Origin of the sequence: Coprobacter fastidiosus (assembly GCF_030296935.1) — a bacterium.
GTDB classification, from domain to species: domain Bacteria; phylum Bacteroidota; class Bacteroidia; order Bacteroidales; family Coprobacteraceae; genus Coprobacter; species Coprobacter fastidiosus.
Window position 1 is genome coordinate 1,077,746 of record NZ_AP028032.1, and the last position, 24,902, is coordinate 1,102,647.

At 38.4% G+C, this 24,902-nt stretch carries 14 protein-coding genes; 8 read left to right on the forward strand and 6 right to left on the reverse strand.

Annotated features, from left to right (window positions below):
* Positions 1-4: 4 nt before the first annotated feature.
* The 5 genes from QUE35_RS04390 to QUE35_RS04410 all read right to left on the reverse strand — a co-directional run bounded on the left by QUE35_RS04390 (position 5) and on the right by QUE35_RS04410 (position 13,073).
* Positions 5-3,163 (reverse strand): SusC/RagA family TonB-linked outer membrane protein, encoded by a 3,159-nt coding sequence (locus QUE35_RS04390; protein WP_031258932.1) that lies wholly within the window; start codon positions 3,161-3,163, stop codon positions 5-7.
* A 163-nt stretch (positions 3,164-3,326) separates the two neighbouring features.
* Positions 3,327-5,132 carry an ELWxxDGT repeat protein gene (locus tag QUE35_RS04395; protein WP_022602906.1) on the reverse strand — a complete coding sequence of 602 codons (1,806 nt, stop codon included), beginning with the start codon at positions 5,130-5,132 and terminating at the stop codon, positions 3,327-3,329.
* Positions 5,133-5,323: 191 nt separating this feature from the next.
* The gene (locus QUE35_RS04400; protein WP_022602904.1) at positions 5,324-8,125 is read right to left on the reverse strand and encodes a DUF8487 domain-containing protein; all 2,802 of its coding nucleotides are present in this window, start codon (positions 8,123-8,125) and stop codon (positions 5,324-5,326) included.
* Positions 8,126-8,334: 209 nt separating this feature from the next.
* Positions 8,335-11,676 (reverse strand): DUF5107 domain-containing protein, encoded by a 3,342-nt coding sequence (locus tag QUE35_RS04405; protein ID WP_022602902.1) that lies wholly within the window; start codon positions 11,674-11,676, stop codon positions 8,335-8,337.
* Positions 11,677-11,687: 11 nt separating this feature from the next.
* Positions 11,688-13,073: a sugar porter family MFS transporter gene (locus tag QUE35_RS04410; RefSeq protein ID WP_022390747.1), complete on the reverse strand. Its 1,386-nt coding sequence runs from the start codon at positions 13,071-13,073 to the stop codon at positions 11,688-11,690.
* Between the two features lie 220 nt (positions 13,074-13,293).
* Here QUE35_RS04410 and QUE35_RS04415 point away from each other — a divergent pair, with 220 nt between their 5' ends.
* A complete protein-coding gene (locus tag QUE35_RS04415; protein ID WP_286262670.1) occupies positions 13,294-14,184 on the forward strand; it encodes an AraC family transcriptional regulator in 891 nt (296 codons plus the stop codon).
* Positions 14,185-14,242: 58 nt separating this feature from the next.
* Here the strand turns inward: QUE35_RS04415 and QUE35_RS04420 are convergent, their stop codons facing one another.
* On the reverse strand, positions 14,243-14,740 hold the full coding sequence (locus QUE35_RS04420; RefSeq protein ID WP_031258931.1) for a peroxiredoxin family protein: 498 nt from the start codon (positions 14,738-14,740) through the stop codon (positions 14,243-14,245).
* A 326-nt stretch (positions 14,741-15,066) separates the two neighbouring features.
* On the opposite strand from QUE35_RS04420, the gene serB reads away from it, so the two are divergent.
* From serB to QUE35_RS04455, 7 genes are all read left to right on the forward strand, one after another.
* Positions 15,067-16,296, forward strand: a complete 1,230-nt coding sequence (gene serB, locus QUE35_RS04425; RefSeq protein ID WP_022390750.1) for a phosphoserine phosphatase SerB — start codon at positions 15,067-15,069, stop codon at positions 16,294-16,296.
* 239 nt (positions 16,297-16,535) lie between these two features.
* Entirely contained in the window at positions 16,536-17,774 is a 1,239-nt protein-coding gene (locus tag QUE35_RS04430) for an MFS transporter (RefSeq protein WP_022390970.1), read from the forward strand.
* Positions 17,775-17,798: 24 nt separating this feature from the next.
* On the forward strand, positions 17,799-18,716 hold the full coding sequence (locus QUE35_RS04435; RefSeq protein ID WP_022602895.1) for a dihydrodipicolinate synthase family protein: 918 nt from the start codon (positions 17,799-17,801) through the stop codon (positions 18,714-18,716).
* 6 nt (positions 18,717-18,722) lie between these two features.
* The gene (locus QUE35_RS04440; protein WP_022602893.1) at positions 18,723-19,898 is read left to right on the forward strand and encodes an AGE family epimerase/isomerase; all 1,176 of its coding nucleotides are present in this window, start codon (positions 18,723-18,725) and stop codon (positions 19,896-19,898) included.
* Positions 19,899-20,020: 122 nt separating this feature from the next.
* Positions 20,021-21,325 (forward strand): cyclically-permuted mutarotase family protein, encoded by a 1,305-nt coding sequence (locus tag QUE35_RS04445; protein WP_022602891.1) that lies wholly within the window; start codon positions 20,021-20,023, stop codon positions 21,323-21,325.
* Complete coding sequence (locus QUE35_RS04450) at positions 21,315-22,106, forward strand: creatininase family protein (protein WP_022602889.1); 792 nt, start codon at positions 21,315-21,317, stop codon at positions 22,104-22,106. The genes QUE35_RS04445 and QUE35_RS04450 overlap by 11 nt, the downstream gene beginning before the upstream one ends.
* A gap of 421 nt (positions 22,107-22,527) precedes the next feature.
* A complete protein-coding gene (locus QUE35_RS04455; RefSeq protein ID WP_022390965.1) occupies positions 22,528-24,819 on the forward strand; it encodes a patatin-like phospholipase family protein in 2,292 nt (763 codons plus the stop codon).
* The last annotated feature ends 83 nt before the right edge of the window (positions 24,820-24,902 follow it).

The window sequence follows — 24,902 nt, forward strand, 5'->3', positions numbered from 1 at the left end:
TTATTTAAAAATCAATAATTACGCCAAACATATAAGAGCGCGCTTGAGGATATACTCCTTGATCGATACCCAAATAAAGATTATTACTTTCTTGACCTGAAGTTTTACCGACCTCCGGATCCAAACCATCATAACTAGTGATAGTAAATAGGTTCGTAGCAGAAGCATAAACTCTTAAATTACTCACAGACAATTTATTTACCCATTTTTTAGGGAAAGTATATCCTAATTGAATATTCTTTAACCTCAAATATGAACCGTCTTGTATATAAAAATCAGAATTTCTGAAATTCATTTCATTTTTAGTTCCGTCCGAACTGGGTAACGGCACTGTCCCATTCAAATTAGCACCCCAATGATCCCGATAAGAAGGATTAGCAGGATCGGGAACTGGCCTCCAAACTTTATCGAAATAATCTTTCGCCACATTTGAATAACTCAAATAATTTAAGTTTTCCCATACTCCATTGTAAGCCACATTTGAATAACGGAAATATTTTGTCACATCATAAATCTCATTTCCGGCAACACCTTGGAAAAACATCGACAAATCAAATCCCTTATATTCCATGTTGATATTAAATCCGTAATAAAAATCCGGATTAGGATTCCCGATGAATGTACGATCGCTGTCATCGATTACACCATCGCCGTTTACATCTACAAATTTCATATCTCCGGGTGTATAAGTTGATCCAGAAGAAAATACCGGAACTTTAGGAGAACCGTCTTCATTGAAATCTGCTTCGGTCATGATTCCGGCTGTTTTCCAACCATAAAAACAAGCAATAGGAGCTCCGACTACCGTTTTATTTACATAACCCAAATTATTAGGACTGCCTAAATTTCCACCATATATGGCATCATTATTTCCGCCTAAAGCAGTCACTTCATTTTTTACTTTCGTAAAATTTCCCGACAATTCAAAATTAAAATCTCCTATACGATCTTTATAAGAAAGCTGAACTTCCCACCCTTTATTTCTCACGCTTCCGGCATTCTGCATCGGAGTAGAAGTGTACCCTGACGAATAGACAATAGGGACAGCAACCAACATATCGTGTGTATCCTTAATAAAATAATCGACCGATGTAGAGATACGATTATCCAAAACATTAAAATCAAGTCCGACACTGGTCGATTGAGTACGTTCCCAAAGAATATCGGAATTTCCGTATGAAGATATACTCATACCCGGTTGAATTGTAGGCATTCCCACTCCATATATATAAGTAGCCGATTGCTGTCCGACATAAGTTGCATAAGCATTATTTCCAATACGATTATTACCCAACTGTCCCCAACCGGCACGCAATTTCAAAAGACTTATCCAATCTACATTCTGCATAAATGACTCCGAATTAATCTTCCATCCGGCAGATACACTCGGAAAATATCCCCAACGATTTTTTTTCGAAAATCTGGATGAAGCGTCCGCACGGAAATTCGCTTGTAATAAATAACGGTCTTTATAGTCATAACTAATACGTCCCAAAAGACCTAAAGCAGTCCAAGAAGTTGTATATCCAGACGTCGATTGAGAAAATTGAGCAAAGTTCAATGCATTAAATTCATCATCATACCCTCCATATCCTGTACCTTGTGCCCATGTACGCTTCATTGTCGAGGTTTCCAGCGTTTGACCGACCATCACAGAAAAATCGTGATCGCCCCATTTTGCCGTATAATTCAAAATATTGTCCCAACTTATATTATCGGTAGTCGTCGGATAACGTTTTACATCATATTTTATAGTTCCTACAATTTCAGGATTTACGTTATAACGGTTAAACTGTTCTTGATCGGAAGCATAATTCGAATAACTGGCACGAGTTGAATATTTTAATCCTTTCACAATATCCCAATCCAATGTTATTTGCCCGATAAAAGTATTAACATAGGTATCATAAGTCGTACGACGAAGATTTTCGATCGGAGTAGTCCAATTATAACTTTCATTCTGATCATAAATAGGTGTGAGCGGATTATAGTTAATGGCTGTCTTAATTACACCCCAAGTTCCCTCTCCGACAACTCTGCGATCTTCACGCGCATAAGTAAGATTCGTACCAAGAGACAAATTCTTCAGCAACTTAGCATTCATCTTTCCGTTAAAAGATTTGCGTTCATAATTCGACTCTTTTATAATACCGTCCGTATTCTGAAAATTACCACTGACATAATAATTCAATTTATCATTGCCTCCATACAATGAGATATTGTATTTCTGCATTAATGCACTACGAGACAATTCATCCCACCAATCAACCCCTTTATCTATCAACTCTTGAGTTTCCGGCTTTACCTTCATCTGGCCTGTAGCCGCATCATAATCCGTAACAATATTCAGATTATTCACAAAGTCGGAATAATAAGCAAAATCCTGTTTGTCCATTAGTCCGGGATCTTTCCATGACTCCTGCCATCCCAGATAAGCATTAAAATTCACATTTAAGATTTTCTGGCTGTTTTTACCCGATTTAGTAACAACGAGCACTACACCGTTCGCAGCACGAGAACCGTAAATAGCCGCAGAAGATGCATCTTTTAAAATTTCGATAGATTCTATATCATCCGGAGACAAATAATCGATATTATCCATCGGTATTCCGTCAACCACATATAAAGGGTCGGAATTATTGATCGTACCCATACCTCGAATACGAACCGTAGAACTGGCACCCGGAGCTCCGGAATTCTGTACAATCTCAACTCCTGCAGCCTTTCCCTGAATAGCATGCATGACATTCGTTGCCGGTAATTTAGCTATCTCATCTGCGTCCACAGAAGCAATAGCCCCTGTCAAATCGCTTTTTTTCTGTACTCCATAACCGATAACCACGACCTGATCCAACTCTTGAGTCGATTCCTGTAAAGTAATCGTAATAGAAGTCTTCCCGTTCAAAGGCTGTACAACGGTCTTATACCCAACATAAGAGACCTGCAAAGAAGCATTTTTATCCTTCACGGTAATTTTAAATTGACCGTCCAGATCACTCATTGTTCCGATACTTGTTCCTTTCACCTGTATCGAAGCGCCGATAATCGGCTCTTTGTTGTTCGCATCTATCACTTTACCCGTAATCACCTGAGAATAAACAGGCATAACAAGCATAATCATGAACAATAACAACAAAGCCTTTATTTTTCTATGGCTTAGCATGGTTAAAACTATTTAAGTTATAAAATAAAATGGTCTAAAGAAAAACCTGTAGAAACAGGTTTTTCACATCAAATAATCATTTGTACCTTTCGAAAACCTTTTTCTAATCTTATTTTAAGAAACATGGGACTATGTAAAGAACCATAGTCCCATATCTTATAATTTATTTAACTACAATCTTTTCAACAACTTGATGTCCGTCAGCTAATACAATTTTTACAAAATAGATTCCGTTAAGAGCCGAAACATCAATATTATCGGCTGCCGTCTCCAACACCTGTGCACCCGAAAGATCATAAATTTGTACGGTTTTTATATCCTGATGTGTCGTGATGAAAATTCTTTCGGTTGCAGGATTAGGGTAAACCGTCACCTTAACAGCCACCGTTGCAGGATCTTCTATAGCACTGGTTCCTCCCAAATCATATTTGTAAAGAGCTTTTGTCGATGAAGAGCCGAAATACAGATTATTATTAATATTATAAAATCCCGTAGGAGAACCGTTATCCGGTAAATCGACAACTTTAACAGGGGCATTTTCAATACCGTCGATCACCCATAATTCATTATTGTTGTTCTCATCTTGTGCTTTAAAAAACAGTTTGCCGCTTACTTCTCTGAAGTTTGAGCAATTATCAGCCAAACTTCCGGCAGCAATCTCTGTACCCCAGAACTGACGCTGATAAATACAAGTATCCAAAGTAGCGGTAGGAGCCAACCACAAACTATATCCCGAAGCATATTGGTTAACATCTTCCGGCATATAATATCCTCCGTTGGCCTGAATCATCAAATATCCTTGATATACAAAGAAATCAGCATTCGACCCCCAAGAATCCAAAGCAACATTTCCACCCCAATGATTAATATCATAAATCATACGAGGATTTACTCCATCTTCGATAGGCTTGGTCAAATCCCAGAAACAAGGCTCACAACCATGAATACCGTCCTTTGCTCGGAAATAAATCGTATCACCAATTGCTATCGGGTAAGCAAATTCCGTAGCCGCAGGTAGACCTCCAACTTCTCCCTTGGCGAAATCGAATCCCAACCACTTAGTCCCCTCAGGAGTTCCATCGCTATACCAAATTTCACTCCCGTAATCCTGACCGACTTGTTCCGCTACCGTTTCAGCACGAAAAACCACCATCTTATCATTGATATTACGCAATGCTCCAATCCCTGCCGGACCGGTTCCGAATGTACCATCATCACTCGGTCTGTTATTAATATCTTTCAGTAACTTTGTTCCTTCAGGTGTTCCATCGGTAATCCACAATTCTTCGTTATGCTCAAGATCAACTCCTGCGAAAAAAGCCTTATCGCCCATTACCTCAAAATAACTCCTCATCGGAATGCTTGCGATACGCACTGTTCCTTCTTCTGTACCATCGGATATCCAAATCCAACTCTCAGGAGTTTCAGGATCTACAACAGGCATCATTTCACTTTCTTCATCCCTCGCTGTAAAAAGAACTTTATCCCCGAGAATAACCATATTTCCCGGTTGAGAACCGATATTTCCCGGATAAATATCTTTTACCATTTTCGTCCCCTCTACTGTTCCGTCTGAGACCCAAAGTTCCCGTCCGTATTCAGCAGTTTCTGCCGTAAAGAACAATTTTCCGTTCACCCATTTCAAACCACTCGGTTCGGAACTCTCAGATCCCGGAATAATATCCATAAATAACTTCGTACCTTCCGGTGTCAAGTCTGTGTACCACAACTCGCTGCCATGATCAGCATCCTTGCCGGCAAAAAAGAGAAAATTCTCTGTTCTCACGGCATGTTCTTTAGGACCCAATGGATTGGCAACAGACATAACACTACCCAACTCTAAACCTTCCGGTGTCAAACGGGTCATTCCATCCGGCAAAACTTGTGCTGTCATAGGGGCGAACATTGCCCAAGCACACAGACATCCTGTAAAAAATTTCAGATTTCGTTTTAGATAACAATGTTTCATGGCTCAAAAATTTATAATTAAAAAATATCTGATAAGATCGGCAATGATTATTTAAAGATAAATAACTACCGATTTTTAAGTTTACATCACGAAAATACGACTATAAAAAGCATAAAAAAATGGACAATTTCACAAAGCACATGGACAAATTTTCGGTCTATCCATTTCTTCAGGTTTTATCAAAAATGTTTTCAATATATAGAAGTCGCACTACTCGATTTCACTTCATGTATTTCACTATCTACCAACTTATTAAGATCTTCTTTAGGAAGTTCTGAACAAGGTTTGAAAGTTTCTGAATTCATATAATTCAAAAGGCTGTAAAGCAACTGACGGATTTCCGGATATTTCCGATTTTTTTCCGAAAGAATGTCCATAGAAGAAAACAACAACTTACCGCCATTGCAAGTAGCCTCAAAGACCGAAACCAATCGCCTGTTGTTCGCAAAATTATCGACATGTTCTACTATCGCAGACACCGGAGCTATAGAATCGACGACTAACGTTTTAGAGTTTTTCAGCAAATGCCACCATTGCCAGTCGGTATGATTTTCGGTTGGAAAATCCGACAAAGCCGAATGTCCGGAATCACACAAAATCCCCATACTTCCCGCTTGTTTCGGAAAATGAATCGGACTCCAAAAAACCGGAACAAACTTGCCTTCTATACCCTTTAATGCGCCAACAGGAGGTGAAAGCAGCACTTTCCGACCCTTTGACAACTCTGAAAGAGCTTTTTCCAAATTATCTGTCACGCAAACATCTCCCGCATTTATAGCTACATTTTCGGGATACACCCATACCGACCAGCTATTCTTGTAAGGCGTTTCCGCTACAGCCACTTCCAAAGTAAGACAAGTCGCAACCGTAACCTGATTTAAAGACGCTGAAATCTTTCCTATAACAGAATTTTTACCCTTTTCAATGTGTGCTGCATCAAAATATCCTGATGCAACAGATTTTCTACCCGGACCAAATAAATTCCACGAAATTTTTTTATTTTCAATATCTGAAGCAGCATAATTAGCAATTTCCACTGTCGCCTCGAATAACTCGTTATTCGTATAAATCGCTTTCGGGAAACGAGTTAAAGGAACAACTGGAGAACAAAAATTACGAAAATCTTCAGCAGCAACAATCCCCTTAGAATCCCAAAATGCATCTAACAAACCGACTAAAGCAGTTCCTTGTCCGGGGAAATCGTGCAAATCGAGCAATTGAAAACCTGAGAATCCGGGTGTTTTCAGAGCCCGTTCAATCTCCTCTTTATACAATATAGCAGCCAATTTTCCCGAAGCGTTCAAATAATCATCGGCTTTAGACAACAATCCTTTTTCTTGCAAATCAGCCCTTACCGCCTTAAAATTCAAAGGGTCAAGTACACCTTTATATTTTTCAATCTCTCTCAAATTAGGATACACGGCATACTGTCCTATCTCATGAGAAATAAGAGGAACATTCATCCCGTCAACGGAAGAAGTATAATCTTTATTAAAACAAGGAGATTCGTCGTTAAAAACACCCTGTCCTCTAACCCAACCTTTTTTCGTCCATTGCGTCACAAAAAAATCATCACCGGTTTCCGGCCAATCACCATGACCTTTTTCAAAAGTAAACGTAGTAGTCGTATATAAGTGGCGATTGTCTTTTGATTTCATATAAGAACGTAAACTATTCAAAAAGTCAAAGTCCGGTTGCAATTCATTTCCGACGCTCATTAAACAAAACGAAGGATGGTTACCATATTCCTTTAATATTCTATCAGCCTCTTCATAAAGAAATCTGTTGGTTGTCGTATCCTTACCAACGGTCAAAGACCATAAAGGCAACTCTACCTGCAAATAAAATCCCATATCATCTGCTACCTCAAACGCTGCCTGAGGAGGACACCACGAATGGAAACGCAAATGATTCAAACCGTATGCTTTTGCAACACTAAATACTTTGTTCCAGCCTTCCTTATCAGTAGGAGGTGTACCTGTTAAAGGGAAAATACAACATTCCAATGTTCCTCTTAAATAAATGCGGTCGCCGTTATTCATCAATACAGAACCCGACGTCGATAAATTACGCATTCCGAACCGGGCTGAAAAAGCAGAAGTTTTTTTCCCTTGTGTCAAAATAACATCCATCTGATAACAAACCGGAGAAAATTCATTCCATAAAACAGTATTTTCGCCCATATCATAATCATACGTTATAGTATTTTTTCCGGGACGAAAAGATGTAGTCAATAACTGTGACGACAATGCTCTTCCATCTGTTAATATTTTCGGATTAAATGAAAGAGTTCCTTTTTTTTCTTTCTTTCCAAAATTCGACACAGTTACCACACATCGCACTTTTTTCTGAGATACATTCGGATAAAGCTGAACATCCTCAACAGAGATTTGATTTTCCGCACGAAGTTCCAGACGTCCCAATACACCATTCCACATAATCTGAGTATCATTGGTATAAGCATGCGCCAAATCTTTAACCGAAATATCATACTGTTTGCGATTATCAATCCTGATCGTCAACCGGTGTTTCCCAGGACGAATATCTGATGGTAAATCGAAACGATGCGGTGTAGTCAGGCTCTCTTGTACCCCCTCCAAAGCAACCCCATCTATCCAAACTTTAGATTGCCACATAACACGTTCCAAATAGAGAGAAACGTTCCGACCTTTCCACGATGCAGGAATCTCAATCTCCCGGCTATACCACGCCGGACCTACATAAGAATGACGACGAGTCAAGTGTAACATTTGAGGCTTTTCCAAAGCCGGAGAGAGTTCATTCGGAATACCCTTCCCTGCCAAATCGGTCGTACCGGGCAACAGAATAACATCTTCCAAAGATCTTTCAAACCAGCACTCCTGTTCACCGACATCCTTACTGTCCATAGCGAATTGCCATGTCCCACTTAAATCCAATACATATTCCTGAGAAAAACCCTCCGGAACAAGCCCGAATAATATCAGAAGCAAAAACAAAATATTTCTTTTCATAAAATAAGCCTAAAATGGTACAAATCCGGTATTTATAAATATAATATACTTTATTATATAAAACACGCCTATCTATTATATCTTGCCAAAGGTGGATTCTCCTTCAAATAAAGACAAATATTTGAGAGGAAAAATAAACAAAAAAAGATAATATCAATCTTTTTGTTTCCACCTTTAACACAAGGATATAATTTTATCAAACAATCTTTCTACCTATTGCACATATTCAAATGTATTTGTCCTCCTTGGTGATTTACATCTAATTTCCGAACTTCCTCCAAGAATGATCTTGCTTTCACCAAGTTCCCTAAACCTAAATGTCCTAATCCCATTACATAGTTGCAATGAAGGAGATTTCGCTTATTCAGATCTTCTTCCCAAATTGCCAAATCAGGTAATGAAACAGCAAAATAATCTATCTTACAATTATCGAAAAGATGCTTCTCACCATGTTTGATCAGCTTATTAAAGCGGCTTCGAGCCTTTTTCTCATCACCTAAAGCTCGCCATGCCAATCCTTGATAGAATATTTTATCAGGTTGTTGATCATTATAGAAGAATGCTTGTGCAGGTTCAGAAGATCCGACTGTCGCCTTATGAAAACAACTTAAAGCTTCGCTCTCTTTACCGAGCTCACGATAACACAATCCTTTATAATAATAGATATCATTTTCCTCTGCTCCGGCGAGTTTTCCTTCTCCCAAATTGTACGGATACGATTCTGTTTTATTCAACAAATCCAAAGCCTCTTCAAACCGTCCTGCAGAAATTGCTTCTTTTGCCAGTTCTACGTGACACAAAACATATTGTCCTGTCACTTTTCCCTCACCGCCTTCCCACGGGTGGAACTTACGAGCCGCAAGCAAAGCTTTTGCTTCGGAATAACGTCCTAACTGATTATATAAAGTGATGCGTTCCAAAGCCAAATCATCACGGGATTCGACCAACGCGACATGTTTCTCAAGGAAAGTCAACCGTTCGGCATATGAACGTCCCAGTTTCTTATAAAGCTGGTCGAGTTCCATCAATATACGTGCATCCGTATTGTCTAAAGCAAAAGCTTTTTCTAAAGCAGCAACCGCCTTTTCTCGATTATTACATTTATTATAATATGCTAACGAAAGATTCCTCCATACTGTCGGAAATTCAGGATCAATTGTTGCCGACTGCTCCCAACAAGATACAGCATTCTCATAACGCCGGGAAGCATACCAAAAATTTCCTAAATAATAAAAGGATTTTGCATCGGAAGGATTTTGCCGGACGGCTTCTTGCAAAATCAAGACTTCTTCTATTCTGTTAGGGAAACAATATGCCGAATCGCATTTTTCTGCTTTAACAAAATATTCTTGTGCCAAAGAAGGATTACTTTGTTTCATGCATATATAACCCAATAAGTAATAAATGATAGGATATACTTTTTCGACATCCTGAAGATATAATCCGAGTAAACCTGCAGCCTCCTCATATAACCCTCCTGCAACAAAATCCAAAGCATATTCAATGTACCCGTGAGACCAGTCTCGCATCAACTCTTTCAATTTTTCCAAATCAGAATTTTCTCCGGATGCCAAATAACGTTCATAGCGACATCCCATATTGAAAGAATCGATTTCTAAAGAAGCGTCAGCAAAAGCTACTGCTTTTTCATTGTATTTCATCTTACGGAGAAGTGAACACTTTAACTGACGAGCTTTGTGATGATGCCAATTGCGTGTTAATGACTTTTCAACAGATTCGAGAGCTTTCTCATATTCTCCCCGAATGGTTTCTATTCGGGCTATTTCAAAGTAAGAAGCATCTTGCCATGCGGCATTCCATGCAGCCTTATAAAACGCATCATAAGCCTCGTCTATCTTTCCCTGCATACGGCAACTCCAACCTAAATTGAAATAAGGCTCTCCATCATACGGATTAGGATTACGTTGTGTAAGAGTTTTTATTGCAGTACGAAAATGAACTTCGGCTTTAGCAAATTCACCCTTTCTCATCCATAAAAGTCCCATAGCATTATTACAACGGACATCTCCAGGTTCCCGACTTAACGCTTCTTCATAATAATCCATCGGATTATAGGTAGCATGACGGTATTGTTCCAAATGTAACCCAGTCAAGAAAAGTTGCTCGATAGAAGCTATTTCTTTAGGGTCTTTTGCTGCCTCTGCCGGATTCGGCAATGGCTTTATTTCTTCCTTATCGGCTTTATAGGTAAGCAATAATTTTCCATCCTGACCGTATATATCCGTAATCATATTTTCTGCAAGCACCCCGTTTGACGGAAATTCGACACAGAAAGGCTCTGCCGGTGATATATTCACTGTATTGTCGAACAATATTTTATCGCTTACATCCTTCACCAAAACACGCACTTTCGGTTGTTTTCCCGTAGCATACAATATCAATTTAGTATTATTCCCTTGTACGTCAACATTCAAAATCATATCTTTTGTTGCATTCTTGACATATCCGACCTCTGCATAAGGCATAAAATATTGAACCCAAGATTTTTCTTCATACGGTTGCAACCATGTAAAATCAGGCTGATTATCGGTATATACGCCCGTCATCAATTCAATATAAGGACCATCTTCATCTGTGAGATTACGATCCCATGCAACACCGAAATCTCCATTTCCCCATGTCCATTGTTTTTTCCCAGGAGAAACATGATGATCGGCAACATGCAGCAATCCTCCTTTTTTATCTTCCTCATATCCTCCGACAAAGTCAAACTTCGACCGAATCGCCATATATGAAGTCGGAACCGGAATATTTTTATATTTCGAAATATCTACACCAGAAGAATAATCTTGTTTATAATACACACCGGTAGCAATAGGGAAACTCGAGACGGCTCTCTTTCCATGATCGAAAACAGCGTTTACATCAGGCGGGAAAACCGAATGATAGTGTTCATTCACCACAACTGCCGGATTAGCCCACCAAAGAAATGTTTGGGGGAAAGATGTCCGATTATAAACTTTAGCTTTTATTTCGATATATGCCTTTCCGGGATAAAGAGTAAAACCATGCATCCCTTTCGTTCGAAACATCCGTTCTACTTCATTACACCAAATGGTTTTACTTCCATCAGGGTTTTCTTCGATAGAATAATCTGTAGGCAAAAATGTCGAAGGACGATGATGTTGTGGCCAATTAAATTCTATACCACCTGAAATCCAAGGACCGGTAAGTCCCACAAGAGCAGGTTTTATAACCTGATTATAATATACAAAATGACGTTTCTTGATTTTATCGTAGGCCATTTGCACACGACCTCCGAGCTCTGGTAAAACCATCATCTTGATATATTCGTTTTCAAGGAATAGAGCCTTGTATTTTTTCTCAAACTTTACATCCTCTATTTTCTCAACTACGGGATATGGATACACAGACCCGCAACTCCCTTGATATACTCTTTTTTCTAAAAAAATAGGATTTTTTTCTTCTTTTCCTATACCATACGTAGGAAGCATAATATCTTCTTCCCAAGCACGTACCTGTCCTTCCCCAACCTCACAACGGGTCAGGTATTCTGTAATTTTTTCCATACTTTATAGTGTTATTTTTTAACCAATTCTTTTTCTATATCTTCTAAACTTTTGCCTTTTGTTTCTGGTAGTTTTATCGTAACAAAAATTCCTCCAGCCAAACAAATCAAACCATAAAACCAAAATGTCCCGTAAGCGCCTAAACTATGATTCAAAATAGGGAATGTATAAGTAAGAATAAAACATGCTGCCCATAAAGCGAATGTAGCGACAGACATAGCAACACCTCTCACTCTGTTGGGGAATATTTCAGAAATGATAACCCACATAACGGGAGCTAATGTCATTGCATAACATGCAATTGCCAGCACAACGATAATCAGCAGCGGAAGTCCAGATACATGAAAATAGTATGCAGCACCCATAAACGCATAAATTACGGTCAGTGCAAATGCTCCCAGCATCATCAGTTTTTTCCGTCCCCATTTATCAACTACAAACATGGCTAAAACGGTAAAGACGACATTTGTTATTCCTGTTATTACGATATTCATCAATACATCAGAAACTCCGTATCCGGCAGCCATAAATATCTCTTGCGCATAATTAAATATCACATTTATACCGCACCATTGCTGAAACATAGCCAATACAATACCTATTACCAATACATTACGTAAAGACGGAGACAGCAATGTCTTAAATCCGCCCTGTGGTTCTGCCGGTACAGTATGTTCTATCTCACGCATCTCCGCAAGAGCATACTCTCGCCCTCCAATCCTATCGAAAACCTGTAAAGCTGCATCTCTGCGCCCTACCGTAGCTAACCAACGAGGACTTTCGGGTAAAAAGAACCCAACTATAAAAAACAAAGCTGCCGGAACAATCATGGCTAAAAACATCCAACGCCACCCCCATTGGCCATTCCATGACAACCGAATCATTTCACCCGTAGCATCTTCGGCAACAGGTTCGGCAATCAACCAATTTACCACTTGAGAGGCTAATATACCCAACACTATTGTCAACTGATTTATCGATACAAAACGTCCCCTCACGTCTGACGGAGAAATTTCTGCTATATACATAGGAGAAAGGCTGGACGCAATTCCTATGGCAAAACCTCCGATAAGCCTGAATACATTAAACATAGTAAAACTATTACACAAGCCTGTACCCAAAGAAGTACAAATAAAAAGAGCTGCGGCTAAAATCAAAATCGGTTTACGACCGAAACGGTCACTAAATTTCCCCGCTATTAAAGCTCCGACAAGACAGCCTATCAAGGCACTGCTCATTGCCCACCCCTGCATATACGGATTATCGGCAATCTCGAAAAATTGTTCATAAAAAGGTTTAGCACCTCCGATAACAACCCAATCATATCCGAACAGAAATCCTCCCATTGCGGAAGCCAGGGCTATAAAAAACAGAAAAAATTTACTGTGTGCATTCATCGGTTTTCAGTATTAAATTTCAACAATACAAAGAGAACGCTTTTTTTTTATCTACAACATAGAGAAAAATGTTATTTACATGGATAATTTTATTCTGTTTATCAATTTTATATGAATATATACTATATAACATTACAGCTCTTAAAAGAATGAATACATGCTTGTTACAAATTAAAATTATCAATATATTTGCGAAAGTGTATCTTAAATCACATAACTTATGGCTAAAATAAAAAGCGGATTCAAAGGAGAAAGAGCTATAGTTCTGCCTTCCGCAGTTGTCGATAGCATCGCTCAAGATGTTTTAGGGAAAGAGCTGCATATTACCGACATAGGTTATTATCCACAAGCGTCATATCATTACCGTGAACGCACAAAAGAAGAAGCGGAACAATTTATATTGATTTATTGTGTTGAAGGTCACGGATGGTTCAGCATAAACGGGAATAAATACTCGGTACAATCGAACCAATTTTTTATCTTACCTAAAAATACAGCACATTCATACGGGAGCGACTCCAAAGACCCATGGACTATTTATTGGATACATTTCAATGGAGAAAAAGCATCATTCTTTGCAAACGGATTTGACAAACCGACAAACATCACTCCCAATTCCGACTCTCGTATTGAAGAGCGTCTCCGTCTTTTCGAAGAAATATTTTATACATTAAGCAAAGGATATAGCAAAAATAATTTCTATTATGCAATTACAAGCTTATTCTATTTTCTCGGATTTATGAAGTTTTTGGGAGAATACAGAGAAAGTGCACAACCCCAAAACAAACAAATGGACATTATCGAAGATATTATTCACTATATGAGAGAAAATATAGAAAAAAAGATTACATTATCAGACTTAGCAACTCATGCCGGATTATCATCTTCTCATTTATCATCTATATTCCAAAAAAAGACCGGATATTCGCCACTTCGATATTTCACACATTTACGTATTCAAGAAGCATGTCACTATCTCGACTTCACAGATATGAAAATAAATCAAATATGTCACAAATTCGGATTTGAGGATGCATTCTATTTTACCCGGATTTTTACACAAGTCATGGGAATGTCACCAAGCAAATACAGGGAACAGAAAAAAGGATAAATACCGATTAGTAAAGAAAAAAGACCGGATAATAATATCCGATCTCTTTTATAAAGGATTATTGACCTATCAATTCCGTCAACTTCTCAGGACTAAAGTTTTTGGCTATAATTACCCCGTTTTGATCCAATAGATAATTTCCAAAACCTTTTTTAAGACGGAAAGCCTTATAAACATCTGAAGACTCCCCTTCCTTGTCATAGAATTGCGTATTTCTATCCAACTCGTCTAATTTGACGGTTTCTTCAAAAATGACTCTGCTCGGGTCATACGAAACCGAAACAAACGAAAGATTCTGATGATTCAATTTTTCGATCTCCTGACGCATTCTTACATTTGAAATGCGCGACGAAGCATCATAGCTAGCCCAAAAATTAAGCACAACATATTTGCCCTTCAGATCTCTCAAATCGAAAGTCCCGGCGGTGGAATCAGTCATTTGAAAGTTCGGAGCTTTTTCTCCGACAAACAATCCGGTTTTAGGAAACCGATTATTACTAGCTGAAAACATCAAAAACAATACAAATAACGCAAAGATTGACTTTACTTTCTTCATACTGAAGTTTTATAATTCATACTAAACCTGCAGTTGCGACATCTCGTCAGAATTCTGCAAGCCCCACTGATTTTCAGCGGTAAATCTACTATCTCGAAAACGCCTTTTCTTCGACAGAGATTTAGAAAACGAGTGCAAAGATGCATTTTTTCTGAAAAACAGCCCAAAAATATTTATATTTTTTAACGATACAACCTAAACAAAATAGTATTATAACATTGTTTTATTTTCTTCATTACTGAAATATGCATATCTTTTTAAGCTACAAAAAATACATAACAGTATTTTAATTATCTTTGCAGCCCATATTTATAAGATACAATTTTATGAGCCAAAAGACCGAAATCATATTGATCAATATCTCCGGAGGTGATAAACCGGGAGTAACATCAGCTCTAACACGAATATTAGCACGTTATAACGCTACGATTCTCGACATCGGACAAGCAGACATTCACCACACCTTATCCTTGGGTATTCTCTTTAAAACGACTGATGATAATTCAGGAGAAATAATGAAAGATCTGTTATTCAAGGCTTATGAATTAGAAATAAATATCAAATTTTCTCCGATTAGTGAAAGTGAATATAACAGTTGGGTAAGCCTCCAAGGAAAAAACCGATATATCATCACGATCCTAAGCCGACAAATTACTGCCCGACAAATCGGAGAAGTGACTCGTGTCGTCGCAGAACAGGGATTAAACATCGATGCCATTCAACGGCTTACCGGAAGAATTCCTCTGGACGAATCGGCCCGTAAGCCAAAATCATGTATAGAACTTTCGGTCAGAGGAACTCCGAGAGATAAATCTTCAATGCAATCGAATTTTATGCAATTATCTTCGGAATTAGGTATGGACATATCTTTTCAACAAGACGATATGTTTCGCCGTTGCCGCCGCCTTATATGTTTTGATATGGATTCTACTCTCATCGAAACAGAAGTAATCGACGAATTGGCAATACGTGCCGGAGTCGGTGATGAAGTAAAAGCAATTACCGAATCTGCCATGCGTGGAGAAATCGATTTTTCCGAAAGTTTTGAACGAAGAGTGGCTTTATTAAAGGGACTCGATGTTTCTGTAATGGAAGATATTGCTCAAAATCTTCCTATAACGGAAGGCGTAGATCGTATGATGCAGGTTCTTAAAACAGCAGGATTCAAAATTGCGATCCTTTCGGGAGGATTCACCTATTTCGGAAATTACCTGAAAAAGAAATACGGAATAGATTATGTGTATGCAAACGAATTGGAAATAGAGAACGGTAAGTTAACAGGAAAACACATCGGCGATATTGTTGACGGAAAACGTAAAGCTGAACTATTACGTCTCATCGCACAAGTAGAAAACGTGGATATTGCTCAGACCATCGCTGTCGGTGACGGTGCCAATGACCTGCCCATGCTCAATATAGCTGGCTTGGGAATAGCTTATCATGCCAAACCGAAAGTAAAAGAAAACGCTTCCCAGTCTATCTCAACAATAGGTCTCGATGGTGTACTTTATTTCTTAGGTTTCAAAGATTCCTATATCGGAGACAATAAGATATAAATCAAAAAACTCAAATCCAAGATATAGATTTTCAGAAATACTCTGAAAATCTATATCCAAACAGATAATTCTACCCCAAAGTATATTTTTTTAGGTATTTTACTCGTTTACTGCCAATACAATAATTCATAAAGGTTCTGCTACTTATTGCTTTTTATTAAAAAATAGCTTTTTGTATTAACGAAAAATCATTTATATTTGTCTCATTATTTATAATACTTGAAAAAACAGTAATACTTATGAAAAACAACAATTGGTATCCCTGGGTGGTAGTCGGTTTGCTATGGGTCGTTGCCCTACTCAATTATATGGATCGTCAAATGCTCTCCACCATGCAAGAAGCAATGAAAATCGACATTTCTGAGCTAAACAAAGCCGAAGCTTTCGGTGCTTTAATGGCCGTTTTTTTATGGATTTACGGCTTTATGAGCCCCATTTCGGGGATGATCGCCGATCGTCTGAACAGAAAATGGCTGATAGTCGGAAGCTTGTTTGTCTGGTCAACAGTCACCTATCTAATGGGATATGCAGACAGTTTTCAGGAGCTATATTGGTTAAGAGCTTTAATGGGAATAAGCGAGGCTCTTTACATTCCATCAGCGTTATCGCTTATCGCAGACTGGCATCAAGGAAAATCCAGATCATTGGCCATAGGCATACACATGACGGGATTATATGTAGGACAGGCAGTCGGTGGTTTCGGAGCTACAATCGCAGCGACATTTTCATGGCATTCCACTTTTCATTGGTTCGGAATCATAGGTATCGCCTACTCTCTGATTCTCATGTTCGCATTAAGAGAAAATCCGGCTCATAATATTAAAAAGACAAATATCCCAATTAATAATACAGAAAAGAAAATCTCTTTGTTTAGCGGATTATCTGTTCTTTTCTCAACATGGGCTTTTTGGATCATTCTTTTCTATTTTGCCGCACCCAGTCTTCCCGGATGGGCAACAAAAAACTGGTTACCCACATTATTTTCCGAGACACTGAATATTCCCATGTCCGAAGCCGGTCCTATATCTACGATTACCATTGCCGTCTCTTCATTTATAGGAGTTATTGTCGGTGGTATTTTATCGGATCGTTGGGTACAGAAAAACATTCGCGGAAGGGTTTACACAGGAGCTATCGGTTTAGGGATGACAATTCCGGCTCTAATGTTACTCGGCTTTGGAGAAAGTTTTATGGCTGTTGTCGGTGCAGGGTTACTTTTCGGAATAGGGTTCGGTATTTTCGATGCCAATAATATGCCTATCTTATGTCAATTTATATCCGCAAAATATCGCGGAACTGCCTACGGTATCATGAATATGACCGGTGTATTTGCCGGTGCAGCCGTAACAGAACAATTAGGCAAATGGACCGATGGAGGGAATTTAGGCATAGGTTTTGCCTTACTCAGTATCGTCGTTCTTGCAGCATTGCTCTTGCAAGTTTATTTTCTTCGTCCCAAGACAGATAATATGGAATAAATCATACATTAAAACATAACTACTATGGAAAAAATTAAAGGTCTTATAGATGCTCCGTTTACTCCATTCTATGAAAATGGAGAGGTAAACTACGAACCGATCGATGCATATGCAAAAATGCTCAAAAAAAACGGATTACAGGGTGTATTCATCAACGGTTCCTCAGGAGAAGGCTATATGCTGACGGAAGATGAACGAATGAAACTGGCCGAACATTGGATGGCCGCAGCTCCAGACGGGTTTAAAGTCATAGTTCATGTAGGCAGTTGCTGTGTAAAATCAAGTCGAATTTTGGCTGAACATGCACAAAAAATAGGCGCATGGGGTATTGGAGCGATGGCTCCTCCTTTCCCTAAAATCGGACGTATCGAAGAATTGGTGAAATATATCGAAGAGATCGCAATAGGAGCTCCGAATTTGCCATTCTACTATTACCATATTCCGGCCTTTAACGGAGCTTTTCTACCTATGGTAAAATTATTGGAGGCTGTTGACGGGCGGATTCTTAATTTTGCCGGTATCAAATATACATTCGAAAGCATGTATGAATATAATCAATGCCGGCTTTACAAAAGAGGAAAATATGATATGCTACACGGACAAGACGAAACGATATTGCCTTGCTTGGCTATGGGAGGTGCACGTGGAGGCATCGGCGGAACAACGAATTATAACGGTCGAGAACTAGTTGGAATCATTGATGCTTGGGAAAAAGGAGATCTCGAGTTGGCACGCGAACGCCAGAACTTCTCTCAAGAAGTAATAAATGTCATATGCCACTATCGGGGCAATATTGTAGGCGGAAAACGCATTATGAAACTTATCGGTCTGGATTTAGGCAAAAACCGAACGCCTTTTCAAAATATGACTGAAGAAGAAGAAATTCAAATGAAAGCCGAGCTTGAAGCTATCAACTTTTTTGATCGTTGCAACAAACTTTAGACAAAGATGGATATAACAAAATATTTAGATACATGGGCTGCTGCTTATCGAAATGATCTCATAGAGAACATAATGCCCTTTTGGATGAAATTCGGTCTCGATCGTAAACATGGCGGAATATATACCTGTCTCGACCGAGACGGCAAATTAATGGACTCCACAAAATCGGTATGGTTTCAGGGGCGTTTCGGTTTTATCGCATCTTATGCCTACAATCACATAGAAAAAAAACAAGAATGGCTGGCTGCGTCCAAAAGTTGCATCGATTTCATAGAGACTCATTGTACCGATATTGACGGACATCTGTTTTTCGAAGTAACAGAAGAGGGAATACCTTTACGAAAAAGACGTTATGTTTTTTCTGAATGTTTTGCCGCTATCGCAATGTCGGAATATGCCATAGCCTCTGGAGACAAAAGCTATGCAACAAAGGCATTGGAGATGTTTAAGAGGATTCTCAAGTTTCTCTCTACACCCGGTTTTTTAGAACCGAAATATTTACCGACACTGCAATCTCGTGGACATTCGATCACAATGATCCTCATCAACACGGCATCTCGAATACGGGAAGTAATTGAAGATCCTGTACTCGACCGACAAATAAATGAATCTCTGACCTCTATACGTCAATATTTCATGCATCCCGAATTTAAAGCTTTACTCGAAATGGTCGGTCCTAAGGGAGAACTGATAGATACTTGCAACGGTCGAACCATTAATCCGGGACATTGCATTGAGACTTCATGGTTTATTATGGAAGAAGCCCGACACAGGAACTGGGATAAAGACTTAGTACAATTGGCTCTACAAATTCTCGACTGGTCTTGGGAATGGGGCTGGGATAAAGAATACGGCGGCATTATCAACTTTCGTGACTGCAAAAATTTTCCACCTCAAGACTATTCTCAAGATATGAAATTCTGGTGGCCGCAAACAGAAGCCATCATCGCTACACTATATGCATATCGAGCTACACATGATGAAAAATATCTTATCATGCATAAACAGATCAGCGATTGGACTTATTCTCATTTTCCGGATAAAAAATTCGGGGAATGGTATGGCTATTTGCATCGTGACGGAACAGTAGCCCAACCCGCCAAAGGGAACTTATTCAAAGGGCCTTTTCATATTCCGAGAATGATGATATGCAGCTATATGCTTTGTAAAGAAATGATTTGAAAATAACATGGGGACTCATTTATAAAACAATTTGCACACCAAGAGCAAAACAACGAGTTTACTCAGTTAGTTATGCCAAGGCACAATATTTATTCTGAACGATAGTTTAAAATAATAAATAAATGACAAAAAGAATCGTCTTTTTTTTCTATATGTCTTTATTCTTCCTGCCAAGTTTTGCCGGAGAAGAGTCATATACATACTCTGAAATAAAAAAAGAGCCTAAATCCCCCAAAACCGATTACAAAATCATATATGATTCAGAATGCAATATCCCAGTATCCTCTTTTCAAGCAGAGATTTTGGAATTTCCGGTCAGACTCGATTACGTTTACCGGATAAAAGGATTTCCTGACAAAGAAAAAGATTTTACAAAAGGCATTTCTGCCTGTTTTGCCGGTATTTTCAACGGACATAGTACACTGATGATAGGAGGAGGATGCAATTTTCCCGATATTTCGGCGGCAGACGGAGGATCTAAAAAATATTACCGAAGTATATATGCCGCCGAAGTTACCGAAGACTCGCTTTTCACATGGGAAAAAATCGGAGAATTTCCTCAAGATGTTGCCTATGGTGTTACCATATCTACACCCGACGGTATTCTTTGTATTGGAGGCATGAATGCAAAAAAAAGGCTGAATACAGTATATAGAATTACACTAAAAAACAAAAAAGCTGTATTGGAAACTTTACCGGCCTTACCTTGTACTTTAGACAACATGACAGGTTCATTGCTCGGCAACGTAGTGTATGTAGCCGGAGGTAATAAAAACGGTATCCCTTGTAACGATCTTTATTGTTTAGATTTAGACAGTCTTTCAAAAGGCTGGCAAAAATTACAGGACTTCCCGAGATCTCCACGCATACAAGCCGTCAGTGTAGCACAAATCGGCCCACACGGAGAACAAATATTTTGTTTATGGGGAGGCTTCTCTACTTCTGACGGAAATCGACAGGCAACTTTATCGACAGACGGTTATGCTTATTCTCCAAGTACAAAAAAATGGGTTTCATTACCCGATCCTACAAACAACGAAGGAGAGACAGTTTCTTTAGGAGGTGGTAGCATCATTGCCTTATCCGACAGCTTGATATTATGTACAGGAGGAGTAAACAAAGATATATTTTTACAAGCCCTTAAACACAATGCTCCCGACTACCTGTTACATCCCATAGAATGGTATCGTTTCAATAATCGTTTACTGGTATATAACTCTCGTCAAAAAAGATGGAAAGAAATTGCAAAAGTATCTGAGACTGCCAGAGCCGGAGCATCTCTCATTTTCGACGGCTATGGTTATTTACTTATCAACGGGGAACTAAAACCCGGCATTCGTACTCCGGATATAACAAGAATTCTGCTAAAAACAGAAACAAATTCAAAACCAATAAACCGAATTATCCCTAATAAAAATGAATATTAAAAATAAAGGAACTGATCTTTTAGTATCTTCATTTGGAGATGTATTAAATAAAAAATATGATCTGGTCATATTGCCATGGGGAGCTACCGAACCGCATAATTTGCATTTACCGTATTTAACCGACTGTATTTTATCGCATAGTATCGCTGTCGATGCAGCAAAAATCGCAAAAGATCATTTCGGCGTAAACAGTATGGTTATGCCTCCGATTACTTTGGGTGCTCAAAACCCGGGTCAGCGGGAATTAAGTTTCTGCATACATGCCCGTTATGAGACTCAAAAAGCAATTCTGACAGATATTGTCTCGTCTCTCCACATACAAAGGATCAATAAGTTAGTCATCATTAACGGTCATGGTGGAAATTGCTTTAAAAATATGATCCGAGATCTGTCGATAGATTATCCGGATTTTTTAATTGCCACAAGTGAATGGTATACAGTACTCCCTGCAAAACAATATTTCGACACTCCGGGAGATCATGCAGATGAAGTAGAAACTTCGGTCATGATGCATTATTATCCGGAATTAGTCAATCTCAAAAACGCCGGTAAAGGGAAATATAAATCATTCGCTTTAGAATCTCTAAGAGAAAAAGTTGCTTGGATACCTCGCAATTGGCAAAAAGTATCTGAAGATACCGGTATCGGCGATCCGGCTCTCTCCACAGCAGAAAAAGGGAAATGCTTTGCCAATGTCATAGCCGATAAATATGCCCAGTTATTTGCCGAGCTCAGTCGAATAGAAGAAACAGGAATTTATGAAAAAGAAAACGATAAATAATAATAACCGATAAGATATACATAAGATAAATAGGCAAAACAAAATATAGTATTTACAAGCCGGCCTGAATTTTGCTTGAACAAAGTTTAAGCCGGCTCTTATAACCGACAAAAATTAATACTCGATAAATAATAAATCTCCTATCCCTGAAAACAGAAATACAGTTTTTGAATCTATCTCTTCTATCGATACCGATCTGTCCCAACAAAAAACAAGATCGGAAATAAAGCAAAAGAAAATATTTCATAAAACAAAGAACAAGCAAAAAAGTAATTTTGTTAAACGGATAACTGTTCTTTTGCTATTTAAGCATATCAATTAAAAAAAGTATATAGTATCTCAAAATCATTTTATCCATAAAGATTTGTTCTAAAAAAATCTGTACATTTGACTGATTATTCTTTTTGACTGAAAACTGTATATGAAAAGATTCTTGCTCATATTTACCGCATTTCTGACACTTTCATCCGTTTCTTTTTCTCAAACTGTCGGATTAGTACTCAGCGGAGGCGGGGCGAAAGGAATCGCTCATATCGGAATTATCCAAGCTCTTGAGGAGAACAATGTTCCCATCGATTACATTGCAGGAACTTCAATGGGTGCTATCGTAGGCGCTTTATATGCAATGGGATATACTCCTGCCGAAATGATCGAACTGATAAAGTCCGATGATTTTGCATCTTGGTCAACAGGAAAAATGGAAGAAAAATATATCTACTATTTCAAAAAACCCGATCAAACACCTGAATTTGCTTCTTTCAAAATAGGTTTGAAAGATTCCAGTAAAATAACGCCGCATTTTTTGCCCAAAAGTTTAATAAATCCTCTCCCGATGAATTTGGCATTCATGCGTATATTTGCTCCTTATACAGCACAATCAGGAGGAAATTTCAACAATTTGTTCGTACCGTTCCGGGCCGTAGCTTCGGATGTTTACCATAAACGTCCGGTTATATTCGAAAAAGGAGATTTAGGTGATGCCGTACGTGCCTCTATGAGTTTCCCATTCGTATTTAAACCTATCGAAATAGATAGTGTATTGCTATATGATGGAGGTATCTATAATAATTTCCCGATAGATGTCATGAAAAAGGACTTCAATCCGGATATTATCATCGGAAGCAATGTATCTTCAAATCCTGAAAAGCCTAAGGAAGATAATCTCATGGCGCAAATCGAAAATATGGTCATGCAAAAGACAGATTATAAGATCAAAGAAGAAGACGGAATTCTAATCGATTTCAATTTAAAAGAGTATAATCTCCTCGATTTTCCGAAAGCAGACCAAATTTTCAAAATCGGATATGATAAAGCCGTGTCGATGATGGATTCTATAAAATCAAGAATACCCAGAGAACTGCCATCTGAAACACGGAAACTCCAAAGAATGGTATTCAAAAGCAAAACTCCGGAACTCTTATTCGAAGATATATCTATTAAAGGAGGCAATCACTCTCAACAAAATTATATTCGTAAACAGTTTCAATTAGACGAAAATAAACTCCTCGATCAAGAAGATGTCAAACAATCTTACTACAAACTACTCTCCGATTCGAAAATCTCCGATCTTATTCCACACGCTGTATACGATGAAGAATCCGGGAACTTCAAACTTTTATTGAATGCAAAGCTCGAGGATAATATAGCCATAGGATTAGGAGGATATATCTCTTCAGGAAATACCAATCAAATCTATTTAGGAGCAAAATACAGAACTTTAAGTCTCTATTCTTTGGATTTCGACTTAAACGGACAATTCGGAAGATCGTATAATACAGGATTGGCCTCCGCTCGTTTCGAACTGCCGGGAACAATACCTATGTACCTGAAATTTATCGGAGTAGTGTCCAAAAAGAAATATTACGAAAGTGAAAAACTTTTTCAAATCGAAGAATCTCCGACATTTATCACTCAAAGCGAAAATTACGTAAAACTCCGTATGGGTCTTCCGTTCCTTACAAACGCAAAAACCGAAGTAACGTTAGGATACGGATATTTATATGACAAATATTACCAATCAAATACGGTTGACTATTCACAAATTCAGGCAGATAGAAGTTCTTATCGATTGGCAATGGGGTCACTACGTTTTGAAAAAAATACTCTGAACAGTTTTATGTTTCCGGTAACAGGAAATCGAGTTTCCGTAATCGGAGAGGCCGTTTATGGACGAGAAATGTTCAGACCCTCCGACCCCAATTTACACACTGAAAAAGCGACTCACTCATGGTTGCAACTTTCTGGAACTTACGATCAATATTTCAATACCGCACCCAAATTCACACTCGGAGTACGCAGTGAAATAGTTGTTTCCAGCAAAAACTTTTTCAGTAATTATACTGCTACTATTATTCAAGCTCCGGCATTCACTCCTACCCCGCACAGCAAAATGGTCTTTAATGAGGCTTTTAGAGCAAACCAATATATTGCTGCCGGGATTCTTCCTATTTGGAAAATCATTAACAATTTACAATTACGTACAGAGTTATATGGATTTGTACCCTTTTTTGAAATTAAACAAGGTAAAAACAATCAGCCTTATTACGGACGCTTCATGAACTCTTTTAAATATATGGGAGAAATTGCTTTAGTGTACGATCTGCCTTTTGCCTCAATCAGCATTTATACTAATCATTATAGCTACCCCAAAAAGAACTGGAACTTCGGTATCGGGTTAGGACTATTATTATATAATCCTAAATTCTTAGAATAAGAAATTGTTTAAATTTAGCCCGGACATTTCAAGCGTTATCATCTCTTGATTTGCATAATCTATTTTCTGCAAAAAAAGATTCT

Coding starts and splice junctions, on each gene's coding strand:
- QUE35_RS04390 (WP_031258932.1), bottom strand. CDS start 3,163: ATGCTAAGCCATAGAAAAATAAAGGCTTTGTTGTTATTGTTCATGATT.
- QUE35_RS04395 (WP_022602906.1), bottom strand. CDS start 5,132: ATGAAACATTGTTATCTAAAACGAAATCTGAAATTTTTTACAGGATGT.
- QUE35_RS04400 (WP_022602904.1), bottom strand. CDS start 8,125: ATGAAAAGAAATATTTTGTTTTTGCTTCTGATATTATTCGGGCTTGTT.
- QUE35_RS04405 (WP_022602902.1), bottom strand. CDS start 11,676: ATGGAAAAAATTACAGAATACCTGACCCGTTGTGAGGTTGGGGAAGGA.
- QUE35_RS04410 (WP_022390747.1), bottom strand. CDS start 13,073: ATGAATGCACACAGTAAATTTTTTCTGTTTTTTATAGCCCTGGCTTCC.
- QUE35_RS04415 (WP_286262670.1), top strand. CDS start 13,294: ATGGCTAAAATAAAAAGCGGATTCAAAGGAGAAAGAGCTATAGTTCTG.
- QUE35_RS04420 (WP_031258931.1), bottom strand. CDS start 14,740: ATGAAGAAAGTAAAGTCAATCTTTGCGTTATTTGTATTGTTTTTGATG.
- serB (WP_022390750.1), top strand. CDS start 15,067: ATGAGCCAAAAGACCGAAATCATATTGATCAATATCTCCGGAGGTGAT.
- QUE35_RS04430 (WP_022390970.1), top strand. CDS start 16,536: ATGAAAAACAACAATTGGTATCCCTGGGTGGTAGTCGGTTTGCTATGG.
- QUE35_RS04435 (WP_022602895.1), top strand. CDS start 17,799: ATGGAAAAAATTAAAGGTCTTATAGATGCTCCGTTTACTCCATTCTAT.
- QUE35_RS04440 (WP_022602893.1), top strand. CDS start 18,723: ATGGATATAACAAAATATTTAGATACATGGGCTGCTGCTTATCGAAAT.
- QUE35_RS04445 (WP_022602891.1), top strand. CDS start 20,021: ATGACAAAAAGAATCGTCTTTTTTTTCTATATGTCTTTATTCTTCCTG.
- QUE35_RS04450 (WP_022602889.1), top strand. CDS start 21,315: ATGAATATTAAAAATAAAGGAACTGATCTTTTAGTATCTTCATTTGGA.
- QUE35_RS04455 (WP_022390965.1), top strand. CDS start 22,528: ATGAAAAGATTCTTGCTCATATTTACCGCATTTCTGACACTTTCATCC.